Source organism: Leptospira paudalimensis (assembly GCF_026151345.1).
GTDB classification, from domain to species: Bacteria; Spirochaetota; Leptospiria; order Leptospirales; family Leptospiraceae; genus Leptospira_A; species Leptospira_A paudalimensis.
This window is the reverse complement of the sequence record NZ_JAMQPR010000001.1, coordinates 2,162,746-2,185,322: the sequence shown is the minus strand read 5'-3', so window position 1 is coordinate 2,185,322 and position 22,577 is coordinate 2,162,746. Positions and strand designations below refer to the sequence as shown.

The window sequence follows — 22,577 nt, the reverse complement described above, 5'->3', positions numbered from 1 at the left end:
CCAATGACAAAAGAACAAGATACATCCATCAATTTAAGAACCTTATTTTTGCAAACTATCCTCTCCATTGTAATCGTTCTTGCCATTGTGTTTGGCCTTGCGTATTTTTTTCGAAAGGAACTACTTGGGTTTAGCGAACATTTTGTCCGCATTTTTGGTTTTGTCGGTTTATTTTTTGGGATGATCCTCTCGGATAGCCTTCCTGCTTTTGTGCCTCCCGATGCTTTTTTGATGTTAGCCATTACAGGTGAGATGGACCCACTAAAGACCATCTTATCGATGTCAGTCGGGAGTATCATTGGTGGAACCATTGCCTATTACATTGGGCTTTATCTCATCCCCAGGTTCCATTTGGGTCGCCAGATGGTTTTACACTATGAAGACAAACTTCTCCCTTACATTCGAAAATTTGGATTTGGTGCAGTGGTTCTAAGTGCCCTCACTCCTATTCCGTATTCTTGGATGGCATATACCGTAGGCACGTTTAAGATGCCTTACCGTTTGTTTTTTTTGGGGTCCCTTTTTCGGTTTGTTCGTATCTCTGTTTATTTTTATGCGATGTATATCGGCTGGATTACGGGAGGCTAAAATGACCGAAGAACGACTATTTCCTAAGTCAGTCGACGAAGTGATTTTAGAAAAAGTCAGGTTTTTCTTTTTGCCAGATCGGACTGCTGCTTTTGTTAAAAACCTAATCGATGGAAAGGTTTCTGAGCGAGCACTGATCTGTTGCCATTCCGGTTGTAATGTGTGTAATGAAACCATTTACAACTGTTATATGGCAGTGAAAAAGGAATTGGATTTAAACTAAATTGGATTCCCTTTTTTCTAATTCCAAACAAGTGCCTCTTGCCCACTTGGTGAGGCCAAAAACTTGGTCCGAATTTGTAGGCCAAACAAAAGTAGTCTCTGCATTACGATCCATTACCAAACCCACATCCATTTTATTCTACGGTCCTCCTGGGACTGGAAAAACCACACTTGCTCACCTGCTTGCTGAATCATGGAAATTGGAAAAACGATACTTAAGTTGTGTGACCAGTGGTGTAAAAGAAGTGAGAGAAGTCTTAGAAGAAGGGAAACGTCTCGGAACCATTGTCCTTTTTTTGGATGAGATCCACCGATTTTCATCCTCCCAACAAGATGCATTATTATCCGCAGTGGAAGAAGGGGAAATCATCCTCATCGCCGCCACCACAGAAAACCCAAGTTTTCGCGTGAACAAAGCCTTACTTTCGAGGATGTTAGTCTACCGCCTCACCACTCTCACTGAAGAGGAAGAGGACCAAATTTTTTCCGCATGCCTTTCCAAACAAAACACAAACCGAACGATTCCAGAAGTGGTGAAACAGGAACTCTTTCGAAGGAGTGCCGGGGATGCCCGAAAACTCCTTGGTTATTTAGAAAGGATTTTGAGTGCCACAAAGGAAGGGGAAGAGGTCACAGAAGAAAGATTGTCTGTCATCCTTGGAGATACCCTTGTCACCTATGATAAAAATAGTGAAAGCCATTATGATATCATTTCTGCCTTTATCAAATCCCTACGGGGAAGTGATCCAGATGCTGCCTTATTTTATCTGGCGCTGATGCTCGAAGGTGGGGAAGACCCACTCTTTATTGCCAGAAGGCTTGTGATTTTTGCCAGTGAAGATGTGGGAAATGCAAGTGTCCATGCCCTTCCTCTTGCGATTGCCACTTGGCAGGCGGTAGAACGAGTGGGAATGCCAGAGGGAAGGATCCCTCTTGGGCAATGTACCACTTTCCTTGCCTCTGCTCCAAAATCTAATGCTAGTTATGTGGCAATTAATGAGGCATTGGCCTTTGTGAAAGCAAGGAACAAATCCTTTCAAATCCCAAACCATTTGCGAAATGCACCCACGGCCACTCACCGTAACGAAGGAGCGGGAGAAGGTTACAAATACCCTCATGATTTTCCAGGACATTTCCTGAAAGAACAATACTTCCCTGAGTCCTTTTATCCGAACCCTCCAAGTTTTTATTCTCCTTCCAACCAAGGGATGGAGAAAAATCTGAAAGAACAATTGGAACGATTGTGGGGGGAGCGGTATTGAGAGTTTATCTCAAAAATTAGAGATTTTCCCTCCCAGGTCGAAAAATACACGAAAACAAAGGGGAAATTCTTTCTCATCTTGACAACTAACCCCTTTCGTGAGAGCATTTTCATACATGGGATCCGCACCGGATAGTTTTGCACCAATCCTCTTACAACTTTTGCTCGGAGTCGGTTTCTCCGCTCTGATCTTATCACTTGCCTTTCTTTTAAACCCAAAGAAAAAATCAAAACCACAAGATACCTTTGAATGTGGTGTCACCTATTATGGAGATGCCAGAGGACTCTTTAATATCAAGTTTTACTTGGTAGCGGTTCTTTTTATCCTCTTTGATATTGAAGCAGTGTTTTTATACCCTTGGGCTGTGAATCTCATTGGATTCAAAGAAGCAGGTTTAGGTACGTTTTTTCTTTTCGAAATGTTTTTCTTTTTACTCATCCTTGTGGTGGGTCTATATTATATCTGGAAAAAAGGAGCACTGGAATGGGATTAACAGAAACACTATCCAAACCAGGTGAGATGTTTGGTGACATGTTCCAAGTTGCCACTCTCGACAATGTGGTACAGTGGGGGCAAAGTTTTTCTTTGTGGCCTTATCCTTTTGCGACTGCTTGTTGTGGGATTGAATACATGAGTACTTCCTGTGCCGATTATGACATCGCTCGTTTTGGTGCCGAACGTCCTTCTTTTTCTCCTCGCCAAGCCGACATGATTTTAGTTCTCGGAACCATTACCTATAAAATGGCTCCCGTATTACGCCAGATATACGACCAATTGGCAGAACCAAAATTTGTAATTTCTGTAGGAGCCTGCGCTTCTTCTGGTGGTATGTTTCACACCTACGGTGTGTTACAAGGTGTTGACCGAATCCTCCCTGTGGATGTGTATGTTCCTGGTTGTCCACCAAGACCAGAAGCACTACTTGATGCCCTAGTCAAGTTACAGAAAAAAGTCCAAAGCCAAGGTTTGGAAGCTCGCCGCCAAGAAGTCATGAAGAAGATCCAAGAGATCAACGAACGAAACAAACCCCTCGTAGTGGCATGAAAGAAAAACTAACCGAATTTATCCAATCTCAATTCAAAGATAGTTTACTCCCGCAAAGGGACATAAACACCAATCTCCTCTACTTTAGCATCCAAAAGGAAAGTCTAACTACCGTAGTACAGACGTTAAAGGATCACCCTGAGTTTGCATTTACCTTTTTAAATGACCTCACTTCCATCGATTGGTTAGGAAAAAGGGAACCTAGATTCGAAGTGGTATACCTCCTTCGGTCCCCAAAAAACAACCATTTCCGATTCCAACTCCGTGTCCCTGTGGGAGAAGGGGAATCGGTTCCAAGCATTGCGGGAATTTTCCCTGCTGCCAATTGGCCGGAACGAGAAGTATTTGATCTGATGGGGATTCCGTTTTCAAACCACCCACGAATGGAACGACTCATTATGCCTGATAACTTTGTGGGCCACCCACTCAGAAAAGACTACCCACTCGAAGGACCAGGCCAAGATTACCTCATCGAGGATTTACTGACCATTCACGTAGAAGAGGATATTACCGGTTAGGCGGTAAACAATCATTATGGTAATGTACGAAAAAACAGCCGAACACTTCGGTCAAAAATTCAAAGACCTACCAGAAGGTCATTTACTCGTTAACTTAGGACCAAGCCATCCTGCAACACATGGAATTTTACAAAACGTAATCCAGATCGATGGAGAACGAGTTGTTGATACAGAATCTGTGATTGGGTATGTGCACCGTTGTTTTGAAAAATTAGGGGAACGTTACGATTATAACCAGTTTTTGGTTTGTACGGACCGGATGAACTATGTCTCCACACCTCTGAACAACATTGGTTGGATCCTCACAGTGGAAAAAATGATGCAAATCCAAGTACCTGATCGTGTGACGTATGTTCGTATGATCATCTCTGAACTTTCCAGGATCATGGACCATATCATTTGTAATGGGATTATGGGTGTGGACCTCGGAGCTTTTTCTGGCTTATTACACCTTTTCCACCACCGCGAAAACATTTACCAAATTTTAGAGAAACTTACTGGAGCTCGCCTCACGACTACCTTCTGCCGAGTGGGTGGAATGGAACGAGATATTTACCCTGAGTTCCAATCCGAAATTAAACTCATTTTAAAAGGACTCAAACCAGCGTTAGACGAATTCGAAGAACTCCTCATCCGTAACAAAATCTTCAATGAAAGAACAAAAGGCATTGGTGGGATTTCTGCTGAACGTGCCATTGCTTACGGATTTTCAGGACCAAACTTACGCGCGGCAGGAGTTGCTTGGGATGTTCGTAAAGATGACCCATATATGTTCTATGATAAGGTAAACTTTGACATCCCTGTGGGAGAAGACGGATCTGCTCTTGACAGAACTCTGGTTCGTATGGAAGAGATGCGTCAGTCTATGCGGATCATCGAACAGCTGATTGATGGTATCCCAGAAGGTCCATACCATGCAGATGTGCCACACACTTTCCTTCCACCCAAAGACCGTGTTTACCACAATATGGAAGAACTCATTTACCATTTTAAGATCATCATGCATGGAGTCAAAGTTCCAGCAGGGGAATATTACCATGCCACGGAAGCTGCCAATGGGGAACTTGGATTTTATGTAGTATCTGAAGGGGAAAAATCTCCTTGGCGGGTACATGTGAGACGCCCATGTTTTTGGTACTACCAAGCGTTCCCAGAAATGGTGAAAGGTGGACTTTTGGCAGATACCATTGCGACGATGTCCTCACTCAATGTCATTGCAGGGGAGCTTGATTGTTAATGGCGTATCAATTTTCACAAGAATCCGAAAAACGGTTCCAAAGACTCATCCCACAATTTCCAAGTAAACGTTCTCTCATATTGCCATGTCTCTTTTTATTACAAGCTGACAAAGGTTTTGTGGACACAGAAGGGATGCAATACATCGCCGATCGGATTGGCGAACCAGTATCCCTCGCACATGTGCACGGTGTGGCTACATTTTACACCATGTACAATAAAAAACCTGTTGGGAAATTCCACATCCAAGTTTGTGCAAATATCTCTTGTTATCTGGCAGGATCTGATTCCATCACAGAACATGTTTGTTCCAAATTTGGAATTGGAAAAGGGGAAACCACAAAGGACAAAAAATATACTGTGGATGAAGTTCAGTGTTTAGGTGCTTGTGGGTTTGGACCTGTCGCTCAGATCAATGACAAATACTATGAAAATTTAACTCCAGAATCCATCGAAAAGGTTCTTTCTGAATTGGAAAAAGAAGGATAACATGGGACTTAAAACCTTACTCACAACACATATTTCAGCCGGAGATTCTCATACATTAAAGCACTACCAATCGGTGGGTGGGTATGAAAGTTTAAAAAAAGCAATCTCTGAAATGACCGCCGAACAAATCGTAAACGATGTCAAAAATTCTGGGCTTCGTGGTCGTGGTGGAGCTGGGTTTCCAACAGGAAACAAATGGGGATTCATCCCTAAAACCGACAAACCAAAATACTTAATCTGCAATGGGGACGAAGGGGAACCAGGTACATTCAAAGACAGGATGCTCATCGAACGATTCCCTCATATGCTTATTGAAGGGATGATCATTGCTGCAAAAGCCATTGACTCCCACCAAGGTTATATCTACATCCGTGGTGAATTTCACAAAGGGATTCGGATTGTGGAAACTGCCGTGGAAGAAGCTTACAAAGCAGGACTTCTTGGAAAGAATATCTTAGGCCTTGGGTATGATTTTGATTTGGCTGTCTATTCAGGTGCAGGTGCTTATATCTGTGGAGAAGAGTCGGCTCTCATCAATTCTCTTGAAGGTCGGAGGGGCCACCCACGCCTCAAACCTCCATTCCCTGCGGTATCGGGTTTGTATGCATGCCCAACGGTTGTGAACAATGTGGAAACCTTTTGTAATGTCCCACATATCATCCGTATGACGGGGGAAGAATACAAAAAAATTGGAACTGAAAAATCACCTGGGACTAGACTTTTTGCTGTCAGTGGGCATGTGAAAAAACCAGGGATTTATGAAGTGGAAATGGGAACTCCCATGAAGGAACTCATCTATGACATCTGCGGTGGGATCAAAAACGACAAATCCTTAAAAGCAGTGATCCCTGGTGGAAGTTCTTCTCCGATTTTAACGGCAGAAGAAGCGATGACAGCCACTATGGATTATGAATCCATTGCCTCCCTCAAATCAATGTTAGGTTCCGGGGCAGTGATCATTTTATCGGAAGAAACTGATCTTGTGGAAACCACCTACCGATTGGCTGAATTTTATTCTCATGAATCGTGTGGGCAGTGTACACCATGTCGTGAAGGTACACATTGGGTCAAAGACCTTCTCCATAAAATCAAAGTGGGAGAAGGGACAGAAAAGGATGTAGAACTCATCTTTTCACTTTCCCGAAATATGGAAGGTGGCACCACCATTTGTCCGTTAGCGGATGCTTGTGTGATGGCAGTTCGGCCTACGATGACGAAATTTAAGGAAGAGTTTTCTCTTCGATTGAAAAAGGAAGTGAGTGTTTCTCACTAAAGGTCACCAAATACGATGGACTGGGCTTTAATACTTGCTTGGGGGATTAAGATCCTCTCTTTATTTTTTGTAATTTTAACCGGTGTGGCGTATTATACCCTCGCCGAACGAAAGTTTGCTGGATTTATCCAGGACAGACCAGGACCTAACCGTGCGGGTCCTTTTGGGATTTTCCAACCTTTGGCTGACGGGATTAAGTTCATCGCAAAAGAAGAAATATTTCCAAAGAATGTATCCAAGGGAATGTATCTCCTTGCTCCCACAATTTCAATGACTTGTGCGATTATGGCATGGGCTGTGATTCCCTTTGGTGGGACTCTTCCCGCACCTGAGTGGCTAAAAACTCTTACGGGTGTTTCAACCATCGACTTACAAATTGCAAACCCAGACTCTGGGGTATTGTATATGCTTGCCATTTCATCTCTTTCTGTCTATGGGATCATGATTGCAGGATGGTCCAGTAACAACAAATACTCGTTACTCGGTGGAGTTCGGTCGACTGCTCAGATGATCAGTTACGAACTTCCAATGGGACTTTCCATTGTATCGATTGTGATTATGACTGGTTCCTTAAAACTCACAGACATCAGTGACTCCCAAAAGGATATGTGGAATATCTTATCCCCACCTGGTTTTGTTGCCTTTTTTATTTATGTGACGGCTATGTTTGCGGAAACAAACCGTTTGCCTTTTGATTTAGCAGAAGCCGAGTCGGAACTTGTGGTTGGTTTTCATACTGAATATGGAGCATTTAAGTTTGCTCTTTTCTTTTTGGCAGAATACATGAATATGATTACCATGTCATGTCTTACCACCTTACTTTTCTTTGGTGGTTATAATGTACCATTCCATATTGGGGCCGGATCAGAATACCAAGCGTTTATAGGACTTGGGTTTTTTATCCTAAAGGTATTGTTTTTTGCCTTTTTGTTCATTTGGGTGCGTTGGACACTTCCAAGGTTTCGTTATGACCAACTCATGAAACTCGGTTGGAAAAAGATGATCCCGTGGGGGCTTTTTGTTGTGTGCTTTGCTTCCATTTACACGGTGTATTGGAAAGAAGGATGGATGAAATTATTTATATGAACCTAGAAACTTCACCATCTCTATTACTTTTTGTTTTTTTTGGCACTGTAACAGTGATCACTGCTCTTAGTGTGATTTTCCAAAAAAATCCTGTGGTTTCCGCTGTCTCACTTGTCTTCACCTTTTTTTCCCTCGCAGGGATTTATGGGATTATGGGAGCCTTGTTTATAGCCACTATGCAGGTGTTAGTCTATGCTGGTGCGATTATGGTACTTGTTGTGTTTGTTCTCATGTTACTTTCCCAAAGGGCAGAAACACTTTCCCGTTACCGTAAACACCCCATTCGTTTGGTATTACTAACCATATTTGTGATTGGATTTTTTTTCTTACTGTATTCCGCACTCACTACCGGTGTCCCTCATTCGGAACAAATGGGAAAAGGGTATGAGAATACAGAGTATTCCTTTCCCATCCAAGGAACAACCACTGTGAATGCGAAAGGCAACGTGGCAACGGTAGGAGCTTCTACTTATTTAGATTACCTTTTGCCATTTGAAATGATTTCGATTTTGCTCCTTGTGGCAGTCCTTGGGGCAGTGATCCTTGCCAAAAAGAAACTCACAGAAATCGACCAAACAAAGGATACTGTTTTATGAATCCAGTTATTAACGGAATCCCCGTTCACTATCTCCTCGGCCTTGCGGGAATCCTGTTTTCCATTGGGGTTCTTGGAGTTCTCATCAGGCGAAACATTGTGATCATTTTTATGTCTGTGGAACTCATCCTAAATTCGGTGAATTTAGTCTTTGTTACCTTCTCCAAAGCTTTATCTCATATCAATGGGGAAACCATTGTTTTCTTTGTGATGGCAATCGCTGCAGCGGAAGCAGCTGTGGGCCTTGCTCTTGTCATTGCAATCTTCCGTCACAAAAAATCCACGAACGTGGATGAACTCCAATCGATGAGATGGTAATCCTATGTTAGATTTATTTCCAATCGTTGTTCTACTCCCTCTGCTTGGTTTTTTGCATAATGGACTCCTAAAAGATCGAATCCCACACCGATTTGCTGGAGCCATTGGAACTCTCGCGGTTTTTATCCCATTCCTTGTCACCTTAGGTGCGTTTAACGAATTTAATCCAATGGAACGAACTGCGCCACACCTTGTGCCAGTGTTTGATTGGATTGTGATTGGAGATTTTAAAACTTCCTTTGGTTACCAAATCGACCAACTCTCTTTGTACATGACTCTCATCATCACAGGCATTGGATCACTCATCCATTTGTATTCGATGGGCTATATGAAGGGGAATCCTGGTTATAATCGTTTTTTTGCTTACCTCAATCTATTTATTTTTTGTATGTTGAACCTTGTCCTTAGTGACAATTTGGTTTTGACCTTCCTTGGTTGGGAAGGTGTTGGTCTTGCTTCTTACTTACTGATCGGATTTGATTTTGATAAATCTTCTGCGGCAGAAGCAGGGATGAAGGCATTTATCTTAAACCGAATTGGGGATGTTGGATTTATCTTAGGTACAGGGTTTCTTTTTTGGTTAGGTGGGAGTTTGCAATACCTTACCTTACAAACCAATTTGAGTGAGTTATCTCAGTTTGCTTCTTATGCCAATCTCATTGCCCTTTTCTTTTTCATTGCAGCGATGGGTAAGTCAGCACAGATCCCACTTTATGTTTGGTTACCAGATGCGATGGCAGGCCCAACACCTGTATCGGCACTCATCCATGCGGCCACGATGGTGACTGCGGGAGTGTTTCTCATTGTACGACTCAACTTTGTATTTTACCTCGCACCTGATACTTCCTTTTTTATTGCTTGTATTGGAGCACTCACTGCTTTATTTGCAGCAACGATTGGTCTTTTGCAAAACGATATTAAAAAAATCCTCGCTTACTCAACTGTATCCCAACTTGGTTTTATGTTCCTTGCCATGGGTAGCATGAGTTATGTAGCGGGACTTTTCCATTTAATGACTCATGCGTTTTTCAAAGCATTGTTATTCCTGGGTGCGGGTTCTGTCATCCATGCACTCCACCATGAACAAAACATCAAACACATGGGGCAGCTCTTTGGAAAAATCAAAATCACATCCTTAACCTTCTTACTCGGAACGTTAGCGATTGCAGGTTTTTTCCCGTTTTCTGGATTTTTCTCAAAAGATTTAATATTAGAAAAAACTTACACCTACGGTGCGTTTGGTTCCATCCTTTGGACAGTTGGTGTTGTGGCTGCATTTTTCACTTCGTTTTATATGTTCCGCCTTGTATTTGTGGTTTTCTTTGGAAAGGACAATACAGACACGCATCACAAAGTACATGAGTCCCCTTGGACCATGACATTCCCTCTTGTGGTATTAGCGGTAGGAGCGGTTTTGAGTGGGTTTTTCCTCACTCCTCATTTCTTTTTACACATTGAAACTTTGGAACGATACTTTGCTCCTGTTTTGGAACGAGGAACCATGCTTGCAAACCAAATGGGAACCTTTACCCATCACGCGGAACTCACTCATGAAGTTGAGATTTCCCTTGCGGCATTTTCTGTTGGAATCGCAAGTATTGGACTTATCTTAGCATATCTCATTTACCAAAGGAAACAAAGTCCGATCCTCGAGGAACATACCGGTTTTCGTAAGATTCTCTTTCATAAATACTACATTGATGAACTCTATGATGTACTTTTTGTGAAACCGTATGTCTTCCTATCAAAAGGAATTGCTTATACCTTTGATGTCAAAATCCTAGATCGTTTTTTTCTCGGGATTGGTGGTAGTTTTGGAGTCATCGCCAATGGATTGCGTAGGCTCCAATCTGGGTTCATTGGTGACTATGCATTGTATGTGGTTCTTGGTACATTTTGTATCTTAGTGTATTTATTAACAAGGGGGGTGTAAGGTGCCGGAACAAATTTTATCCATCATTATCTTTTTACCGATTGTTTCCTCTTTTCTCATTGTAGTCCAAAAACGTGTGGGTGCAGTGGTTGTCATCTCTGCATTGTCCTCTGCGTTTACGACGATTCTATCGGTGGGTCTTTTTTTCTTTTATGATGTTTCTAAGTCTGGGTTACAATTTGTCCATTGGATTCCGGATTGGATCCTTTCTGGAAAACTCAGTGTGGATTACCACGTAGGTTTAGATGGGGTATCGTTACTCTTATTTGCACTCACTGCTTTTATGTTCTTTTTGTCGAGCATTGCCTCCTGGTCCAATATCCCAAAAAAGATCAAAGAATTTCATATCTGTTTACTTGTTTTAGAAACAGCAGTGCTTGGGGTTTTTGCCGCCGGGAACTTAGTTTTGTTTTATGTATTTTGGGAGTTAATGGTACTTCCGATGGTACTCATGATTGGAATTTGGGGTGGAGAAGAACGAACAAAAGCTGCTCTCAAATACTTTTTATTTTCCATGGCTGGTTCCTTGTTTATGTTAGGTGGGATTTTAACACTCTATTTCAAAACAGGGAAAACTTCCATCGAATCCCTTTCCACAGCTAGTTTAGCCCTGTACTCAGAGCCTCTCCAATGGTTTTTGTTTTTTAGCTTTTTTCTCGCATTTGCGATTAAAATCCCACTTTTCCCTTTTCATACTTGGATGCCAGATGTACATACCCAAGCACCTACTGTCGGTTCGGTGGACTTAGCAGGTGTGTTATTAAAGATTGGAGCCTATGGTTTTATCCGTTTTTGTATTCCTTTTTTCCCAGAACAAAGCCTTTTTTCACAATCAGGTGTCCAAACCCTAGCTGTGATTGGAATTGTATATGGATCGATGGCAGCCCTTGTCCAAACCGATATCAAACGGATTGTGGCTTATAGTTCCCTTTCTCACCTAGGATTTTGTATCATTGGTATCTTTTCTTTTACCACGGAAGGTGTAGTGGGTGGAATGTTACAAATGGTTTCCCATGGAATTTCCACTGGGATGATCTTTCTTATGATTGGTATGATCTATGAAAGAGCTCATACTAGAAACATATCCGAGTTTGGTGGTCTTGCGGGCCAGATGCCAGTATTTTCTACTTTTTTTCTCATTGCTGTGCTTTCTTCCATTGGCCTACCAGGAACAAATGGGTTTGTGGGTGAGTTTCTCATCCTAATGGGTTCAATCAAATCCAATGTATGGCTCGGTGGGATTGCCGCTACTGGTGTTGTACTCGGAGCCTTATACCTGTTATGGTTTGTCAAGCGATTCCTCTTTGGTGTGAGTAAAACCATCCAAGCAAAACCATACAAAGATCTCACGTTTAGAGAAATCGGAATCTTAAGCCCTCTTGTAGTGCTCATTTTTTGGATCGGTCTTTATCCAAAACCTTTTTTAGAGATTTTACATACTTCCTCGAATGTCTTTTTGAATGCAGGATCCATCGAGTCTATTTCAGAAAGAAAACAAATCCAAAAGGATTTTTTGGGAACAGGCGAACAAAGATTATTTGCAGATTATATCAGTTTAGGAAAGGAACCAAAATCTTTTGAAGAAAGATTAGGATCTTATAAATCTTCATTTGCACTGCCTACCTTGGCTTTAAACCAAGAGTCAAATCCAAATCTAGAAGAGAACTTGGAGAATTTAGATAACTCCATTGAATCCGATTTTAAATTGGAACCGACCCCAAACGAGAAAAAAGGAAACTAACATGTCTTATACTCCTTCTTCGAATGATTTAATCGCAATTTCACCAATGCTCGTTCTTTGTGGAGTTGCTTTACTTTCTCTTGTTGTTCAGTTTTTGATTCCGAAAGAGGAAGAGGGGAAACCACTTTGGATCCTTTCTGTATTGGGAATCCTTACAGCAATGTATGCGCTTTATCACATTACAAACTCACCTGGATACGGGAAATTTTTTGGATCCCAAATATCAGTAAGCCCACTGACTGTTTGGCTCAGTGCGATTTATTTAATTGCAGGTCTCATCACACTTCTCACTGCTCCTCCTTTTTTATCACAACATAAAACATTATTCCCTGAGTTTTTTCCCTTACTGCTTTTCTGTTTGTCGGGAATGATGTTTCTCACTTCTGGCTATGATCTCATTGTGATTTTTGTTGGTTTGGAAATCCTTTCCCTTGCGTTGTATGTGATGATTGGTATGGCGAGGACTTCCGTGTCTTCTTTAGAAAGTGCGATGAAATACTTTTTATTAGGAAGTTTTAGTTCTGGTTTTATGTTACTTGGAATTGCCTTTTTGTATGGTGGTTCTGGGACAACGAACTTAGACGGTGCTTTACGAGGATTATTTTTAAAAGGATACGAAGCCAACTTTTCAAAGTTAGGTCTTGGTTTGTTTTTAGTTGGAGTTTCCTTCAAAGCTGCACTGGTTCCTTTTCATTCTTGGACACCCGATGTGTATGAAGGTGCTCAAACTCCGATCACTGGATTTATGGCAAGTGCGGGAAAGGCTTCCGCTCTTGGGCTTGTGATTATCATTTTCAATCATGTCCCTGTTGGTGAGATTGGGGATGTTTGGAAAGTGCTTATGGGTTCGATTGCGCTTATTTCCATGACTTGGGGAAATATTGTTGCTCTCAAACAAGAAAACTTGAAACGAATGTTAGCATACTCTTCCATTTCGCATGCAGGTTATATTGTCGCAGGGATCGCTTGTGGTGCTTCACTTGAAGCATTGTATTATCTTTTTTCTTATTCTTTACTGAACCTTGCTGCATTTGCAATTATTTCGTATTTGGAACAAGGGAAACATGAAGTAACAGTGAATGGTATCTCCCACTTAAGCGGAGAACATCCGTTAACTGCTCTTGCTCTCAGTGTGATCTTTTTATCCTTTGCAGGGTTTCCCCCTCTCATTGGATTTTGGACCAAACTATTCCTGTTACAAAAAATGGCAGAATCGGATCTGCTTTTCAATCGGATCCTTCTCTTTGGAGCTGTGGCTAACTCCTGTATCGCTTTTTATTATTATATGAAAATTACGATCCAATCCTACATGAAACAGGAAACTGGGGCAGTAGCGGGTGTAAGAGATTTACCGACGATGCCAACACTTGGTTTTTTGGTATTTTTGCTTTGTGTGTTTTTTACTGCAGGTTGGCTTTTTTTCCAACCAGGTGCCTTACTCTAAATCTGTTATAACAGAATTACATCCAGGATAGCGAAAAACAACTTGATTCTCTGGTGTATGGAAAAACGCTAGTGGAAAGGTGGTAAATTCGAATGGCAACGATTGTTAGAAAACAAGACACGATCCAGGACAAAGACCAAGTAAAGGCATTTTTGACCCAAAAAGGTCTAGTGTATGAGTCTTATAAAACTCCTGAATCTTTGGATCTTATCCTTGGCCAAAAAGGTTTATCCGATGCGGAAAAAGAAGAAGTACTTTCTGGTTTGGAATACCGTTTTGACCAATTGAAAAAAGAGCATGGATATAAGGCAAATGACCTTGTGGTCCTTCATGATGAAGTCCCTGGGATCAATGATATGCTCGCGAAGTTTGATAAACTCCATATCCACACAGATGAGGAAGTTCGATATATCATTGATGGAAGTGGAATTTTTGGATTCATCATCGATGGAGAACGATTTGAAGTGCATGTAGGAAAAGGTGATTTTATCTCCATCCCAGCCAATACAAACCATTGGTTCACTTTGGACAAAAATTTACGAATCAAAGCAGTTCGTTATTTTAAAGATAATACTGGATGGACCCCTGTGTATGTAGATGAGTCAAAAGTTCTCATCAATGCATAAGAGTTTGAATCAATAAAATTAACATTCTAATAAAAACCATCCTCCGATCTCAATGGGAGGGTGGGTCATCACAAAGTTTTTTAGGAACATTTGAAGTGTAGGCTAAGATTAAAGGTTCAAAGTTCGGTTCATTTAGTTTGATCCATCGAATTCAGAAATACCAAACCATTCCACTATGAACTGTAAGGTTTTCCTTCCTTGGTAAAAGTTTTCTTCCAAACTTCCTACCAGATCAAAACTACCATGTTTCGACATAAAGTTTTGGAATTCTTCCCCTTTGTTCCAAATCATAAACTTTAAAGAACCACTCCCTACAATATGGAACCTAACATGTTTTCCTCCACTCAGAGGAGTTAGATGCATGGCTTTAGCATTTTTGATTCCTAATTTGATGTCAGGATTCCCTTGGCCAAATGGTTCTAGGTCTTTCCATTCCTTTAAAAGTTTATCACCCATTTCTTCGGGTAATACCGTAAAGTCGGTTTCAATTTGATGAACTTTGGTGCTGGCACTATCTTCATTTAACCAAATTTTTGCTTTGTCATACAATTCGGATTCAAATTTAGGGAGTTGATCAATTGTGATGGAAAAACCACCGGCTTCAGGGTGACCACCAAAATGCAAAAAATGATGAGATAGTGACTCTAAGAGTTGGAGTACATTTTCTGGACCGTAAGAACGGATACTACCTCTCGCATCACCATTGTCAGGTGCAATAAAAATAGCAGGTTTTTTATAAGTATCTACCATTCGTGTGGCAACAATTCCACTGACACCTGGTTCCATATCAGGTTCGTAACAATACACCACCTCTTTCCCCGTTCGTTCGGGTTTTCGTGCAAAATAACGTTCCACTCGGTCCATATTTCGTTTTGTACGTTCTTTACGTTCTTCATTGATCGATAGGAGGAGTTTGGCTCGTACTTTCGCGTCAGATTCCGATTCAGATAAAAGGAGAGAAACTGCCTCTTCTGTTTTTCCCATCCTACCAGCTGCATTCACAACAGGGCCAATGGACCATCCTAAATCTTTGGTTGTGATTCCACTCGGATTGAGTTTGAGTTCTTTTAATAGTTCTTTAAGGCCTTTTCTTTTTTTGTCGCCTATATAAAGTTTTGTGAGCGAATCCAATGCAAGTTTTACAAAATGACGGTTTTCTCCCACAAGTGGCATCATATCGGTGATGGTTCCTATGCCTGCAAGGTCTGTTTCTTCTTCCAATTGTTCAAAAAATTGAGGGATTTTTTGGCATTGGTAAAAGAATAATTTTCTCTCGTCATCTAACGGAATATTGGTGGAAAAATCTTCTGGGTATGGATTGACAGTTGTATTAGAAACGTTTATCGTACTTGTGATTTCGGATGCTAGTTTGATTCCATTTTGAAAATAGTGAACTTCTTTAGTACCATCTTCCGCTTGAATGGTTTTGGAATACAACTGGTTCCATTCAGAACTTTCATGGAATAAAATTGCAGTTACCAATTTAAAGGATAAGGCTGCTGTGCAGATTTTTTTTTCGGGGTATTCTGAGTCAGTGCGTCTTGGGTTAATGAGAGCACAGTTTTTAGGTATCCGAACGGGAACCTCGTGGTGGTCGAGGACAATCACTTGGATTCCAAGAGATGTTAATTCATCAATTTCGTCTGCTTGGCTTGACCCAAAGTCAAGTGTGACAAGTAAATCGGGTTTTGCTTTTTTGATTTTAGAAACTGCTTCTTTGCAGAGTCCGTATGGATCACTTTCAGAAGAAACCATCACTTCTAAATTGGCTGATTGGAATTCTGGATGTGATTTTAAAAAAAATGCAAGTAAACAAGTCGAACTAACTCCATCCGAATCTCTATCTCCATAGAGTAAGATTTTTCGATTTGATTTTGCAGCAGTTAAGAGTAAGGAAACCGCCTCACCAATGTCGGGAAGGGAAAAGGGAGAATGGAAACAGGAAAAATCAGAATGAAGTAGTTCTTTCGGGTGTATGTTTTGGAAACCCTCCCTTCGATCAACTAAATACCGAAGGATGGGTCTTTTCGAATCAACTTTGGTTCGAACTTCGGATAATGTTGGTCCGAAGTGAACCTTTGTTACATGATGCAATTGCCAATAATTTTGGAACCAAATTCCACTTCAAGTCCTGGTGTTTTGATATCACCTACAACCTTTCCATTCTTCTTTAATTCCACTTTTTCTTTCGCATCGACATTTCCTTTCAGATTGCCAAGAACGACTAAACTTCCAACTTCCACATCTGCTTCCACATCACCTGTTTCATCGATGATGAGTTTGCCATGGGAACTAATGGTTCCTTTGAATTGCCCTTTGATTTTTAAAGTTTGGTTGAAGGAAAGGGTTCCGCGAAACGTGATGTCGTCGCTTATAATTGTGTCTATCGATTCGTCTTTCATCAGTAGGGATAGTGTGTTTTCATGGTAAAGTTTTGGCAACTCTATCGTTTTCGGTGTTTTGAATTAAACGGAAAAAAGTTCATATTTTGTAGGGAATTCTCTTGTCTCACTGGTTCCATCTCTGAAACTGGGTCTCAAAGAATAGGAAACAGCAGTGAAAATTAGGCGCTTCTGGAAGTCTGGGTTTATCCTCCTTCTAGCGGTTTTCATTAATCTAAATCTGGTTGACGACCGGTTTGTTTCACCTCTCGAAGATTTGGACTTCCAATACCAGTCTTACGAGTTGGAGGAAACGACTCGTGTGCTTTCTTCCTCTAAGGAATCCAATCAGGTTCTCAAACTCGTTCCGAACAAACGAGAACATTCCCTTGTCAAAATCTGTCTCAATCGGTTTTCGATTTTAACGACAGAAACTGAATTTTTTACCGAAATCTCAATCTTATTTTTCTTTCTTTACCTACCTCCGCCCTTTTTGGCGTAAACGTTGCATGTAATTTACATCCATTCCCTGTAAAAATTTTATAGGGTGGTTTCATATTTGAAATAGGTATTATGTTAGAAAAAATCATTCAGTTTTCCATCCACAAAAGAGCAACGGTTCTTGTGATCACCGCTGTTCTCACTCTTGTGGGTTTTTACAATGCACTCAATTTATCCATTGATGCGATTCCGGATGTGACAAACGTCCAAGTCTCAGCAGTCACTTCTGTTCCAGGTTTATCTCCCCTTGAGGTAGAACAATTCATTACATATCCCATTGAACTTGAGTTTAACGGGATGCCAAAGGTCACAGAAATTCGATCCATTTCAAGAACCGGTGTGAGTTCGGTGACTGTTATCTTTGAGGACGGAACCGACATCTATTTTGCAAGGCAACTTGTGAATGAACGTTTGAAACAAGCTGAGAATTTTATTCCGAAATCATACGGTCGACCTGAACTTTCTCCTATCGCTACGGGCCTTGGTGATATTTATGAATTTGCCTTAGTCTCAGAAAGTCATACTCCAGAAGAATTAAGAACTGTGATGGAATGGGAAGTGGCAAGACAACTACGTTCTGTTAAAGGGATCATTGATGTAAACGTTGTCGGGGGAGATGCCAAACAATTCCAAATCAAAATCGACCCCAAACGACTGTTATCTCATAATCTAACCCTCTCCCATATTACAGAAGCTTTGGAAGGAGCCAATGTAAACTTGGGAGGAGGATACATTCAAAAAGGTGAGGAACAATTTGTCATTCGAGGAGAAAGCCAATTTAAATCCATCGATGATATAGCTCGATTATCGGTTCGAACTTCAAAAGATGGGATCCCACTCACACTCGGTCAAATTGCGCGAGTGGAAACAGGACCTGCTCTAAGGTTTGGTTTGAGTACCATGAATGGCAAACGAGAAGTGGTAGGTGGAACTGCAATGATGTTACTTGGCAGTAACTCATTACAAGTAGTTGGCCGAGTGAAAGAGAAGATGAAGGAAATTGAATCAAGACTCCCACAAGGGATGAAGATCCAAGTGTATTATGATAGGTCTGAATTCATTGGCCGAACTCTCTCTACAGTGTTTACCAATTTGGTAGAAGCTGCCATCATCGTTTTAGTTTGTTTGATCCTTACACTGGGCACCGTCAAAGGTGCGTTTGCTGTCGCCTTAGCGATTCCTGTCTCGATGATGGTTGCCACCATTTTGATGAATGCATTTGGGATTGTGGGAAACTTGATGTCCCTCGGAGCTCTTGACTTTGGACTCCTTGTGGATGGATCGATTGTGATGTTAGAATCCACTCTCCATGGATTTCTGATTCGAAAAAGTTTCCTTCTCTCCAAAACTTCTGCCCAAGACATGGAAGATGGAATGGAAGATGTCATCATGGAATCCTGTATCAAGGTGGTAAGGGCTTCTGCATTTAGTGTGGGTATTATTTTACTCGTGTATTTACCACTCATGACGCTGGAAGGTGTGGAAGGTCGGATGTTTCGTCCGATGGCGATCACCGTAGCATTTGCGTTAGGTGCAGCTCTCCTTTATTCAATCACTACATTCCCAGCACTCATGTCTTATATTTATAAAAAACCAATTTTACATGAGTCTGCCTTTTGGTTAAAATTCCAAAATAAATATTCTGAAATTTTGACCTATGGAATGAAATTCAAACGCCAATTTACCTATGCAGGGATAGGAGTTGTTGTTATCTCCTTTATGCTCGCATCTACCTTGGGATCAGAATTTTTACCAAGGATTGATGAGGGTGAAATTGCAGTCGATATCAAACGACTCCCATCCACAGCAATCAACCATTCCAGAGATCTGAATTTGGAAATGGAGAAAGTGATCTTAAAGTTTCCAGAAGCAGTCAGTGTTGTCTCGAGACAAGGTCGTGGTGAATCTGCAGCAGAACCTATAGGTTCGGAAGAAGGTGAGATGATGGTGAAGTTAAAACCTAGAAAGGAATGGGTCACCGCCAAAGACAGAGAAGAGCTGATGGAGAAAATGAAAAACTCGATCAATCAAAATGTTCCTTCATCTTACATCAGTTTGTCGCAACCGATTGAAAACCGAGTGAATGCCTTGTTGTCTGGATCAAAAGCTGATATTGTGATTAAAATCTACGGAGATGATTTAAAAACGTTAAAATTTATCGCAGATAATTATGCATCCAAAATCAAAAAGATACAAGGTGCGGCAGACTTACGAGTTCAAAAATTACTAGGTCTACCTCTGCTCGAGATCAAAATGAATCGTGGGAATATGGCTCGTTATGGAGTCAGGGCAGAGGAAGTTCTTACAACGATCGAAACCTTACGTGTTGGATTTAATGCAGGTAAGGTTTATGAAGGATACAAACGATTTGATTTGATTGTTCGACTTGATGCCGATGTAACCGACATTGGAGTGATTGAAAATGTACCCGTCATGACTGAGCTCGGTGGAACGGTTCCTTTGGGTCAGGTCACTGATATCCAAATGACGGAAGGTCCTGCCGCCCTATACCACGAGGGACTCAAACGAAGGATCCTTGTAGAGGTGAATGTTCGCGGGCGTGATATGATTGGTTTTGTGAATGATGTACAGTCTGCTACCGAGTCGATCGAATCAAGTTTGCCACAAGGTTATTATGTGGATTGGGGTGGACAATTTGAGAATTTTACTCGCGCTAAAAACAGGTTAGCGATTGTAATTCCGATTGCAGGTGCCATCATTTTTGGAATGTTATTCATTGCTTTTGGCAGTGTTTATTATGCCTTAGGAGTATTTATCCTCGTTCCCTTATCATTGTCAGGTGGGATTTTATCTCTTGTGATGAGAGGACTTCCATTCTCGATCCCAGCAGGTGTTGGGTTTATCGCAGCAGCAGGTATATCGGTGTTAAACGGAGTTGTGTATGCATCTGCCTTAAAAGACCAATTAAAAATCACAAGAGATCCATCAATCGCAGTGGTTGAAGCTGCTGTTTATACTCTTAGGGCTGTTGCCACAACAGAACTAGTCGCCATTATTGGATTTTTACCAATGGCCATTGCTTCCAGTGCGGGAGCAGAAGTACAAAGACCTCTCGCCACAGTGGTGATGGGTGGGGTACTTGTTGCGACTATTTTATCCAGATTTTTATTACCAATTGCATTTGAGTTTTTAGTCAAACTAGCACAAAGACAAGAACTTAGACAAATGGAACGAGAAAGAAAGATGAACGATTACTTTGTAGAAGAAATGAAAAAATACAAAGCATCCGATTCATTCCATTCCGCTGATCATTCCCATGGATCTCACTCAGAAAAGGAAGTCCAAGAGGATGAAGAAGAAACAAAACGATCAAAACAAAATCAAAAATCAAAACGAAAGAGGACATAGATGAAACCAAATTATTACGTAGCACACCCTTGGCATGGATTGGAGTTAGGACCAAAAGCTCCTGATGAATTAGATGTTTTCATTGAACTAACTCCGCAAGACACAGTGAAATATGAAATTGATAAGGCTTCTGGTTTTATACGTGTGGACCGACCACAAAAGTATAGTAACCGTTCTCCTACTTTATATGGATTTATACCTCGCACTTTTTCTGGTGAAGCTTCGGGCAAACATTGTTCGGATGTAGTGGGAAGACCTGATATTGTGGGTGATGGCGATCCAATTGATATTTGTGTACTGAGCGTGAATCCAATCACCCATGGTAATATGATCCTGACTGTGATTCCGATTGGTGGGTTACGTATGATTGATAAAGGAGAAGCGGATGACAAAATTGTCGCTGTACTCAAAGGAGATGAAGTGTTTGGTCAAATCAAAGAGATTTCAGAAGTTCCAAAAGCACTCATCAACAAACTCCATCATTATTTTCTCACTTACAAATTAGATCCGAACTCTCCTTCCACGGGAACAGTCGAAATAACAGAAGTCTATGATCGTGCGGAAGCGATCAAAGTCATTCAATTTGGTATAGAGGATTATATCAAAAAATTTGTAACTGTATGAAGCATTTAATTAGATATCTACTCATTTTATTTTTGGGATTCATGACAAGTGCAGTTTTTTCAAAAGAAAAAGCTGTATATGAATTACATTCAAAGGATGAGTTATTTTATTTGGGAGAAGATTCAAGGGCTCAGGATTCCAAAGAAAAATGGAATTTGGACGAATTGGAAAATTTTGCTGTAACCAGTAATCCTCTGTATTTGCGAGAAAAACAAAATATCGGTATGGCTCGTGGTGATGTAATCACTGCAAGTTTGTATTACAATCCCATTGTGAATATGCAACAGCAGTTTATGGGTGCCTCTTCCAAAGCAGCAACAGGTCTTCCTGAAACATCAATCATTTACAACCAACCATTCGATATGAGTGGTGTGATCCCTCAACGTGAAAAGGTAGCCAAACAAGAGTTTTTGGCAACGATTGCTAGTTTTCGGGATTTTGATCGTTTATTTCGGTTACGTCTACGACAAAATTTTTGGACCTATTTATATGTTACAGAACAGATTAATTACCAAAAAGAATTTTTAGAAAATTACCAAGACCTTCTCGACTTAACGAAGTTACGTGCTGAGAAAGGGGATATTTCGTTTTTAGAATATGATCGTTTGGCATTGGAACGGGTACAAATCGAAAGAGAATATCGAAATGCAAGGATTCTTAGGGCTCAGGTTGTTAAAAACTTGCGAGTGTTAATCGGAATTTCTGATATCAATTCACCTCTCAATATTAAGGGAAGATTGGAATTTATCTCTACAAAGGAGTTTGGAATTGACCTCAATGATTTTGACATTGAGGAGAGACCAGACCTAGTTGCTTTAAAAATCAGACAACAACGGGAACGGATGAACATTGAACTCAAAAAAAGAGAAATCATCCCTCCACTGACCCTTGGGGTAGAGTTTTTAAATAAGGGAAATGAAAACGTTGCAGGTGTTTATGCGGCCACTCCACTTCCACTGTTTGATCGGAAACAAGGTGAGATTTTAAAATCCGAAGAATCTTATAAAAAATTAGGATTTGATGTAGATGCGAAACGAAATGAGATTTTATCTGAAATTTCTGCTGCCATCAAAGAATTACAAGCAAGAGAATCACAGTTACTAGATTACCAGAAGATGGGACTCTTAGAAAAAAACAAAGAAGTGCAAGAAAAATCGAGGCTTGCATACATTCGTGGTGCTTCCAATTTAGTTACGTTTTTGGAAGCCGAAAAAAACTATCTTAGTGTGCTTAGAAGTTATTATGAAATCATTTATCTTTATTACAACGCTTTGGAAGGATATAAAGCATCCATAGGAAAAATGGATAACTCGGAGTTTTAAGCCAA

22 protein-coding genes are annotated in these 22,577 nt (G+C 40.9%); 20 read left to right on the top strand and 2 right to left on the bottom strand.

From position 1 onward, the window contains the following. Positions 1-3 precede the first annotated feature (3 nt). The 16 genes from ND855_RS10240 (at position 4) to ND855_RS10165 (ending at position 14,375) form a co-directional block, all read left to right on the top strand. Positions 4-588 (top strand): YqaA family protein, encoded by a 585-nt coding sequence (locus tag ND855_RS10240; protein WP_265358250.1) that lies wholly within the window; start codon positions 4-6, stop codon positions 586-588. A 1-nt stretch (position 589) separates the two neighbouring features. After that, positions 590-811 carry a hypothetical protein gene (locus ND855_RS10235; RefSeq protein WP_265358249.1) on the top strand — a complete coding sequence of 74 codons (222 nt, stop codon included), beginning with the start codon at positions 590-592 and terminating at the stop codon, positions 809-811. A gap of 1 nt (position 812) precedes the next feature. Then, a complete protein-coding gene (locus tag ND855_RS10230; protein WP_265358248.1) occupies positions 813-2,072 on the top strand; it encodes a replication-associated recombination protein A in 1,260 nt (419 codons plus the stop codon). Positions 2,073-2,187: 115 nt separating this feature from the next. Then, positions 2,188-2,565 carry an NADH-quinone oxidoreductase subunit A gene (locus ND855_RS10225; RefSeq protein ID WP_012476226.1) on the top strand — a complete coding sequence of 126 codons (378 nt, stop codon included), beginning with the start codon at positions 2,188-2,190 and terminating at the stop codon, positions 2,563-2,565. Then, on the top strand, positions 2,556-3,116 hold the full coding sequence (locus ND855_RS10220; protein WP_100718050.1) for an NADH-quinone oxidoreductase subunit B: 561 nt from the start codon (positions 2,556-2,558) through the stop codon (positions 3,114-3,116). The genes ND855_RS10225 and ND855_RS10220 overlap by 10 nt, the downstream gene beginning before the upstream one ends. Beyond that, positions 3,113-3,634, top strand: a complete 522-nt coding sequence (locus ND855_RS10215; RefSeq protein WP_265358247.1) for an NADH-quinone oxidoreductase subunit C — start codon at positions 3,113-3,115, stop codon at positions 3,632-3,634. Before ND855_RS10220 ends, ND855_RS10215 begins: the two co-directional genes overlap by 4 nt. A gap of 16 nt (positions 3,635-3,650) precedes the next feature. Then, complete coding sequence (locus tag ND855_RS10210) at positions 3,651-4,871, top strand: NADH-quinone oxidoreductase subunit D (protein WP_265358246.1); 1,221 nt, start codon at positions 3,651-3,653, stop codon at positions 4,869-4,871. Next, on the top strand, positions 4,871-5,359 hold the full coding sequence (locus ND855_RS10205) for an NADH-quinone oxidoreductase subunit NuoE family protein (protein ID WP_265358245.1): 489 nt from the start codon (positions 4,871-4,873) through the stop codon (positions 5,357-5,359). Before ND855_RS10210 ends, ND855_RS10205 begins: the two co-directional genes overlap by 1 nt. A gap of 1 nt (position 5,360) precedes the next feature. Beyond that, positions 5,361-6,632, top strand: a complete 1,272-nt coding sequence (gene nuoF / locus ND855_RS10200) for an NADH-quinone oxidoreductase subunit NuoF (protein ID WP_265358244.1) — start codon at positions 5,361-5,363, stop codon at positions 6,630-6,632. A gap of 15 nt (positions 6,633-6,647) precedes the next feature. Continuing rightward, positions 6,648-7,718 (top strand): NADH-quinone oxidoreductase subunit NuoH, encoded by a 1,071-nt coding sequence (gene nuoH / locus ND855_RS10195; RefSeq protein ID WP_265358243.1) that lies wholly within the window; start codon positions 6,648-6,650, stop codon positions 7,716-7,718. Continuing rightward, positions 7,697-8,314 carry an NADH-quinone oxidoreductase subunit J family protein gene (locus ND855_RS10190; protein WP_265358242.1) on the top strand — a complete coding sequence of 206 codons (618 nt, stop codon included), beginning with the start codon at positions 7,697-7,699 and terminating at the stop codon, positions 8,312-8,314. Before nuoH ends, ND855_RS10190 begins: the two co-directional genes overlap by 22 nt. Further along, positions 8,311-8,631 carry an NADH-quinone oxidoreductase subunit NuoK gene (gene nuoK, locus ND855_RS10185; RefSeq protein ID WP_108958212.1) on the top strand — a complete coding sequence of 107 codons (321 nt, stop codon included), beginning with the start codon at positions 8,311-8,313 and terminating at the stop codon, positions 8,629-8,631. The genes ND855_RS10190 and nuoK overlap by 4 nt, the downstream gene beginning before the upstream one ends. Before the next feature lie 4 nt (positions 8,632-8,635). Continuing rightward, positions 8,636-10,564: an NADH-quinone oxidoreductase subunit L gene (gene nuoL, locus ND855_RS10180; RefSeq protein WP_265358241.1), complete on the top strand. Its 1,929-nt coding sequence runs from the start codon at positions 8,636-8,638 to the stop codon at positions 10,562-10,564. A gap of 1 nt (position 10,565) precedes the next feature. Next, complete coding sequence (locus tag ND855_RS10175) at positions 10,566-12,305, top strand: complex I subunit 4 family protein (RefSeq protein ID WP_265358240.1); 1,740 nt, start codon at positions 10,566-10,568, stop codon at positions 12,303-12,305. 1 nt (position 12,306) lies between these two features. After that, the gene (locus ND855_RS10170; protein WP_265358239.1) at positions 12,307-13,749 is read left to right on the top strand and encodes an NADH-quinone oxidoreductase subunit N; all 1,443 of its coding nucleotides are present in this window, start codon (positions 12,307-12,309) and stop codon (positions 13,747-13,749) included. A gap of 92 nt (positions 13,750-13,841) precedes the next feature. Next, positions 13,842-14,375 (top strand): cupin domain-containing protein, encoded by a 534-nt coding sequence (locus tag ND855_RS10165; RefSeq protein ID WP_265358238.1) that lies wholly within the window; start codon positions 13,842-13,844, stop codon positions 14,373-14,375. Positions 14,376-14,507: 132 nt separating this feature from the next. Here ND855_RS10165 and recJ read toward each other — a convergent pair whose 3' ends face one another. After that, positions 14,508-16,469 (bottom strand): single-stranded-DNA-specific exonuclease RecJ, encoded by a 1,962-nt coding sequence (gene recJ / locus ND855_RS10160; protein ID WP_265358237.1) that lies wholly within the window; start codon positions 16,467-16,469, stop codon positions 14,508-14,510. Further along, the gene (locus ND855_RS10155) at positions 16,457-16,777 is read right to left on the bottom strand and encodes a bactofilin family protein (RefSeq protein ID WP_265359379.1); all 321 of its coding nucleotides are present in this window, start codon (positions 16,775-16,777) and stop codon (positions 16,457-16,459) included. Before ND855_RS10155 ends, recJ begins: the two co-directional genes overlap by 13 nt. Positions 16,778-16,931: 154 nt before the next feature. Between ND855_RS10155 and ND855_RS10150 the strand changes: the two genes are divergently transcribed. The 4 genes from ND855_RS10150 to ND855_RS10135 all read left to right on the top strand — a co-directional run bounded on the left by ND855_RS10150 (position 16,932) and on the right by ND855_RS10135 (position 22,572). Further along, positions 16,932-17,258, top strand: a complete 327-nt coding sequence (locus ND855_RS10150; protein ID WP_108958217.1) for a hypothetical protein — start codon at positions 16,932-16,934, stop codon at positions 17,256-17,258. 71 nt (positions 17,259-17,329) lie between these two features. Further along, positions 17,330-20,626, top strand: a complete 3,297-nt coding sequence (locus tag ND855_RS10145; protein WP_265358236.1) for an efflux RND transporter permease subunit — start codon at positions 17,330-17,332, stop codon at positions 20,624-20,626. Continuing rightward, the gene (locus ND855_RS10140) at positions 20,627-21,250 is read left to right on the top strand and encodes an inorganic pyrophosphatase (RefSeq protein WP_265358235.1); all 624 of its coding nucleotides are present in this window, start codon (positions 20,627-20,629) and stop codon (positions 21,248-21,250) included. After that, positions 21,247-22,572: a TolC family protein gene (locus tag ND855_RS10135; RefSeq protein ID WP_265358234.1), complete on the top strand. Its 1,326-nt coding sequence runs from the start codon at positions 21,247-21,249 to the stop codon at positions 22,570-22,572. Before ND855_RS10140 ends, ND855_RS10135 begins: the two co-directional genes overlap by 4 nt. Positions 22,573-22,577 lie beyond the last annotated feature (5 nt).

Excerpts from the sequence above, each read along its gene's own strand:
- nuoH (WP_265358243.1), top strand. The coding sequence starts at position 6,648 with ATGGACTGGGCTTTAATACTTGCTTGGGGGATTAAGATCCTCTCTTTA.
- ND855_RS10165 (WP_265358238.1), top strand. The coding sequence starts at position 13,842 with ATGGCAACGATTGTTAGAAAACAAGACACGATCCAGGACAAAGACCAA.
- ND855_RS10215 (WP_265358247.1), top strand. The coding sequence starts at position 3,113 with ATGAAAGAAAAACTAACCGAATTTATCCAATCTCAATTCAAAGATAGT.
- nuoL (WP_265358241.1), top strand. The coding sequence starts at position 8,636 with ATGTTAGATTTATTTCCAATCGTTGTTCTACTCCCTCTGCTTGGTTTT.
- ND855_RS10145 (WP_265358236.1), top strand. The coding sequence starts at position 17,330 with ATGTTAGAAAAAATCATTCAGTTTTCCATCCACAAAAGAGCAACGGTT.
- nuoK (WP_108958212.1), top strand. The coding sequence starts at position 8,311 with ATGAATCCAGTTATTAACGGAATCCCCGTTCACTATCTCCTCGGCCTT.
- ND855_RS10240 (WP_265358250.1), top strand. The coding sequence starts at position 4 with ATGACAAAAGAACAAGATACATCCATCAATTTAAGAACCTTATTTTTG.
- ND855_RS10210 (WP_265358246.1), top strand. The coding sequence starts at position 3,651 with ATGGTAATGTACGAAAAAACAGCCGAACACTTCGGTCAAAAATTCAAA.
- ND855_RS10140 (WP_265358235.1), top strand. The coding sequence starts at position 20,627 with ATGAAACCAAATTATTACGTAGCACACCCTTGGCATGGATTGGAGTTA.
- ND855_RS10220 (WP_100718050.1), top strand. The coding sequence starts at position 2,556 with ATGGGATTAACAGAAACACTATCCAAACCAGGTGAGATGTTTGGTGAC.
- ND855_RS10190 (WP_265358242.1), top strand. The coding sequence starts at position 7,697 with ATGGATGAAATTATTTATATGAACCTAGAAACTTCACCATCTCTATTA.
- ND855_RS10235 (WP_265358249.1), top strand. The coding sequence starts at position 590 with ATGACCGAAGAACGACTATTTCCTAAGTCAGTCGACGAAGTGATTTTA.
- ND855_RS10170 (WP_265358239.1), top strand. The coding sequence starts at position 12,307 with ATGTCTTATACTCCTTCTTCGAATGATTTAATCGCAATTTCACCAATG.
- ND855_RS10155 (WP_265359379.1), bottom strand. The coding sequence starts at position 16,777 with ATGAAAGACGAATCGATAGACACAATTATAAGCGACGACATCACGTTT.
- ND855_RS10205 (WP_265358245.1), top strand. The coding sequence starts at position 4,871 with ATGGCGTATCAATTTTCACAAGAATCCGAAAAACGGTTCCAAAGACTC.
- ND855_RS10225 (WP_012476226.1), top strand. The coding sequence starts at position 2,188 with ATGGGATCCGCACCGGATAGTTTTGCACCAATCCTCTTACAACTTTTG.
- ND855_RS10135 (WP_265358234.1), top strand. The coding sequence starts at position 21,247 with ATGAAGCATTTAATTAGATATCTACTCATTTTATTTTTGGGATTCATG.
- nuoF (WP_265358244.1), top strand. The coding sequence starts at position 5,361 with ATGGGACTTAAAACCTTACTCACAACACATATTTCAGCCGGAGATTCT.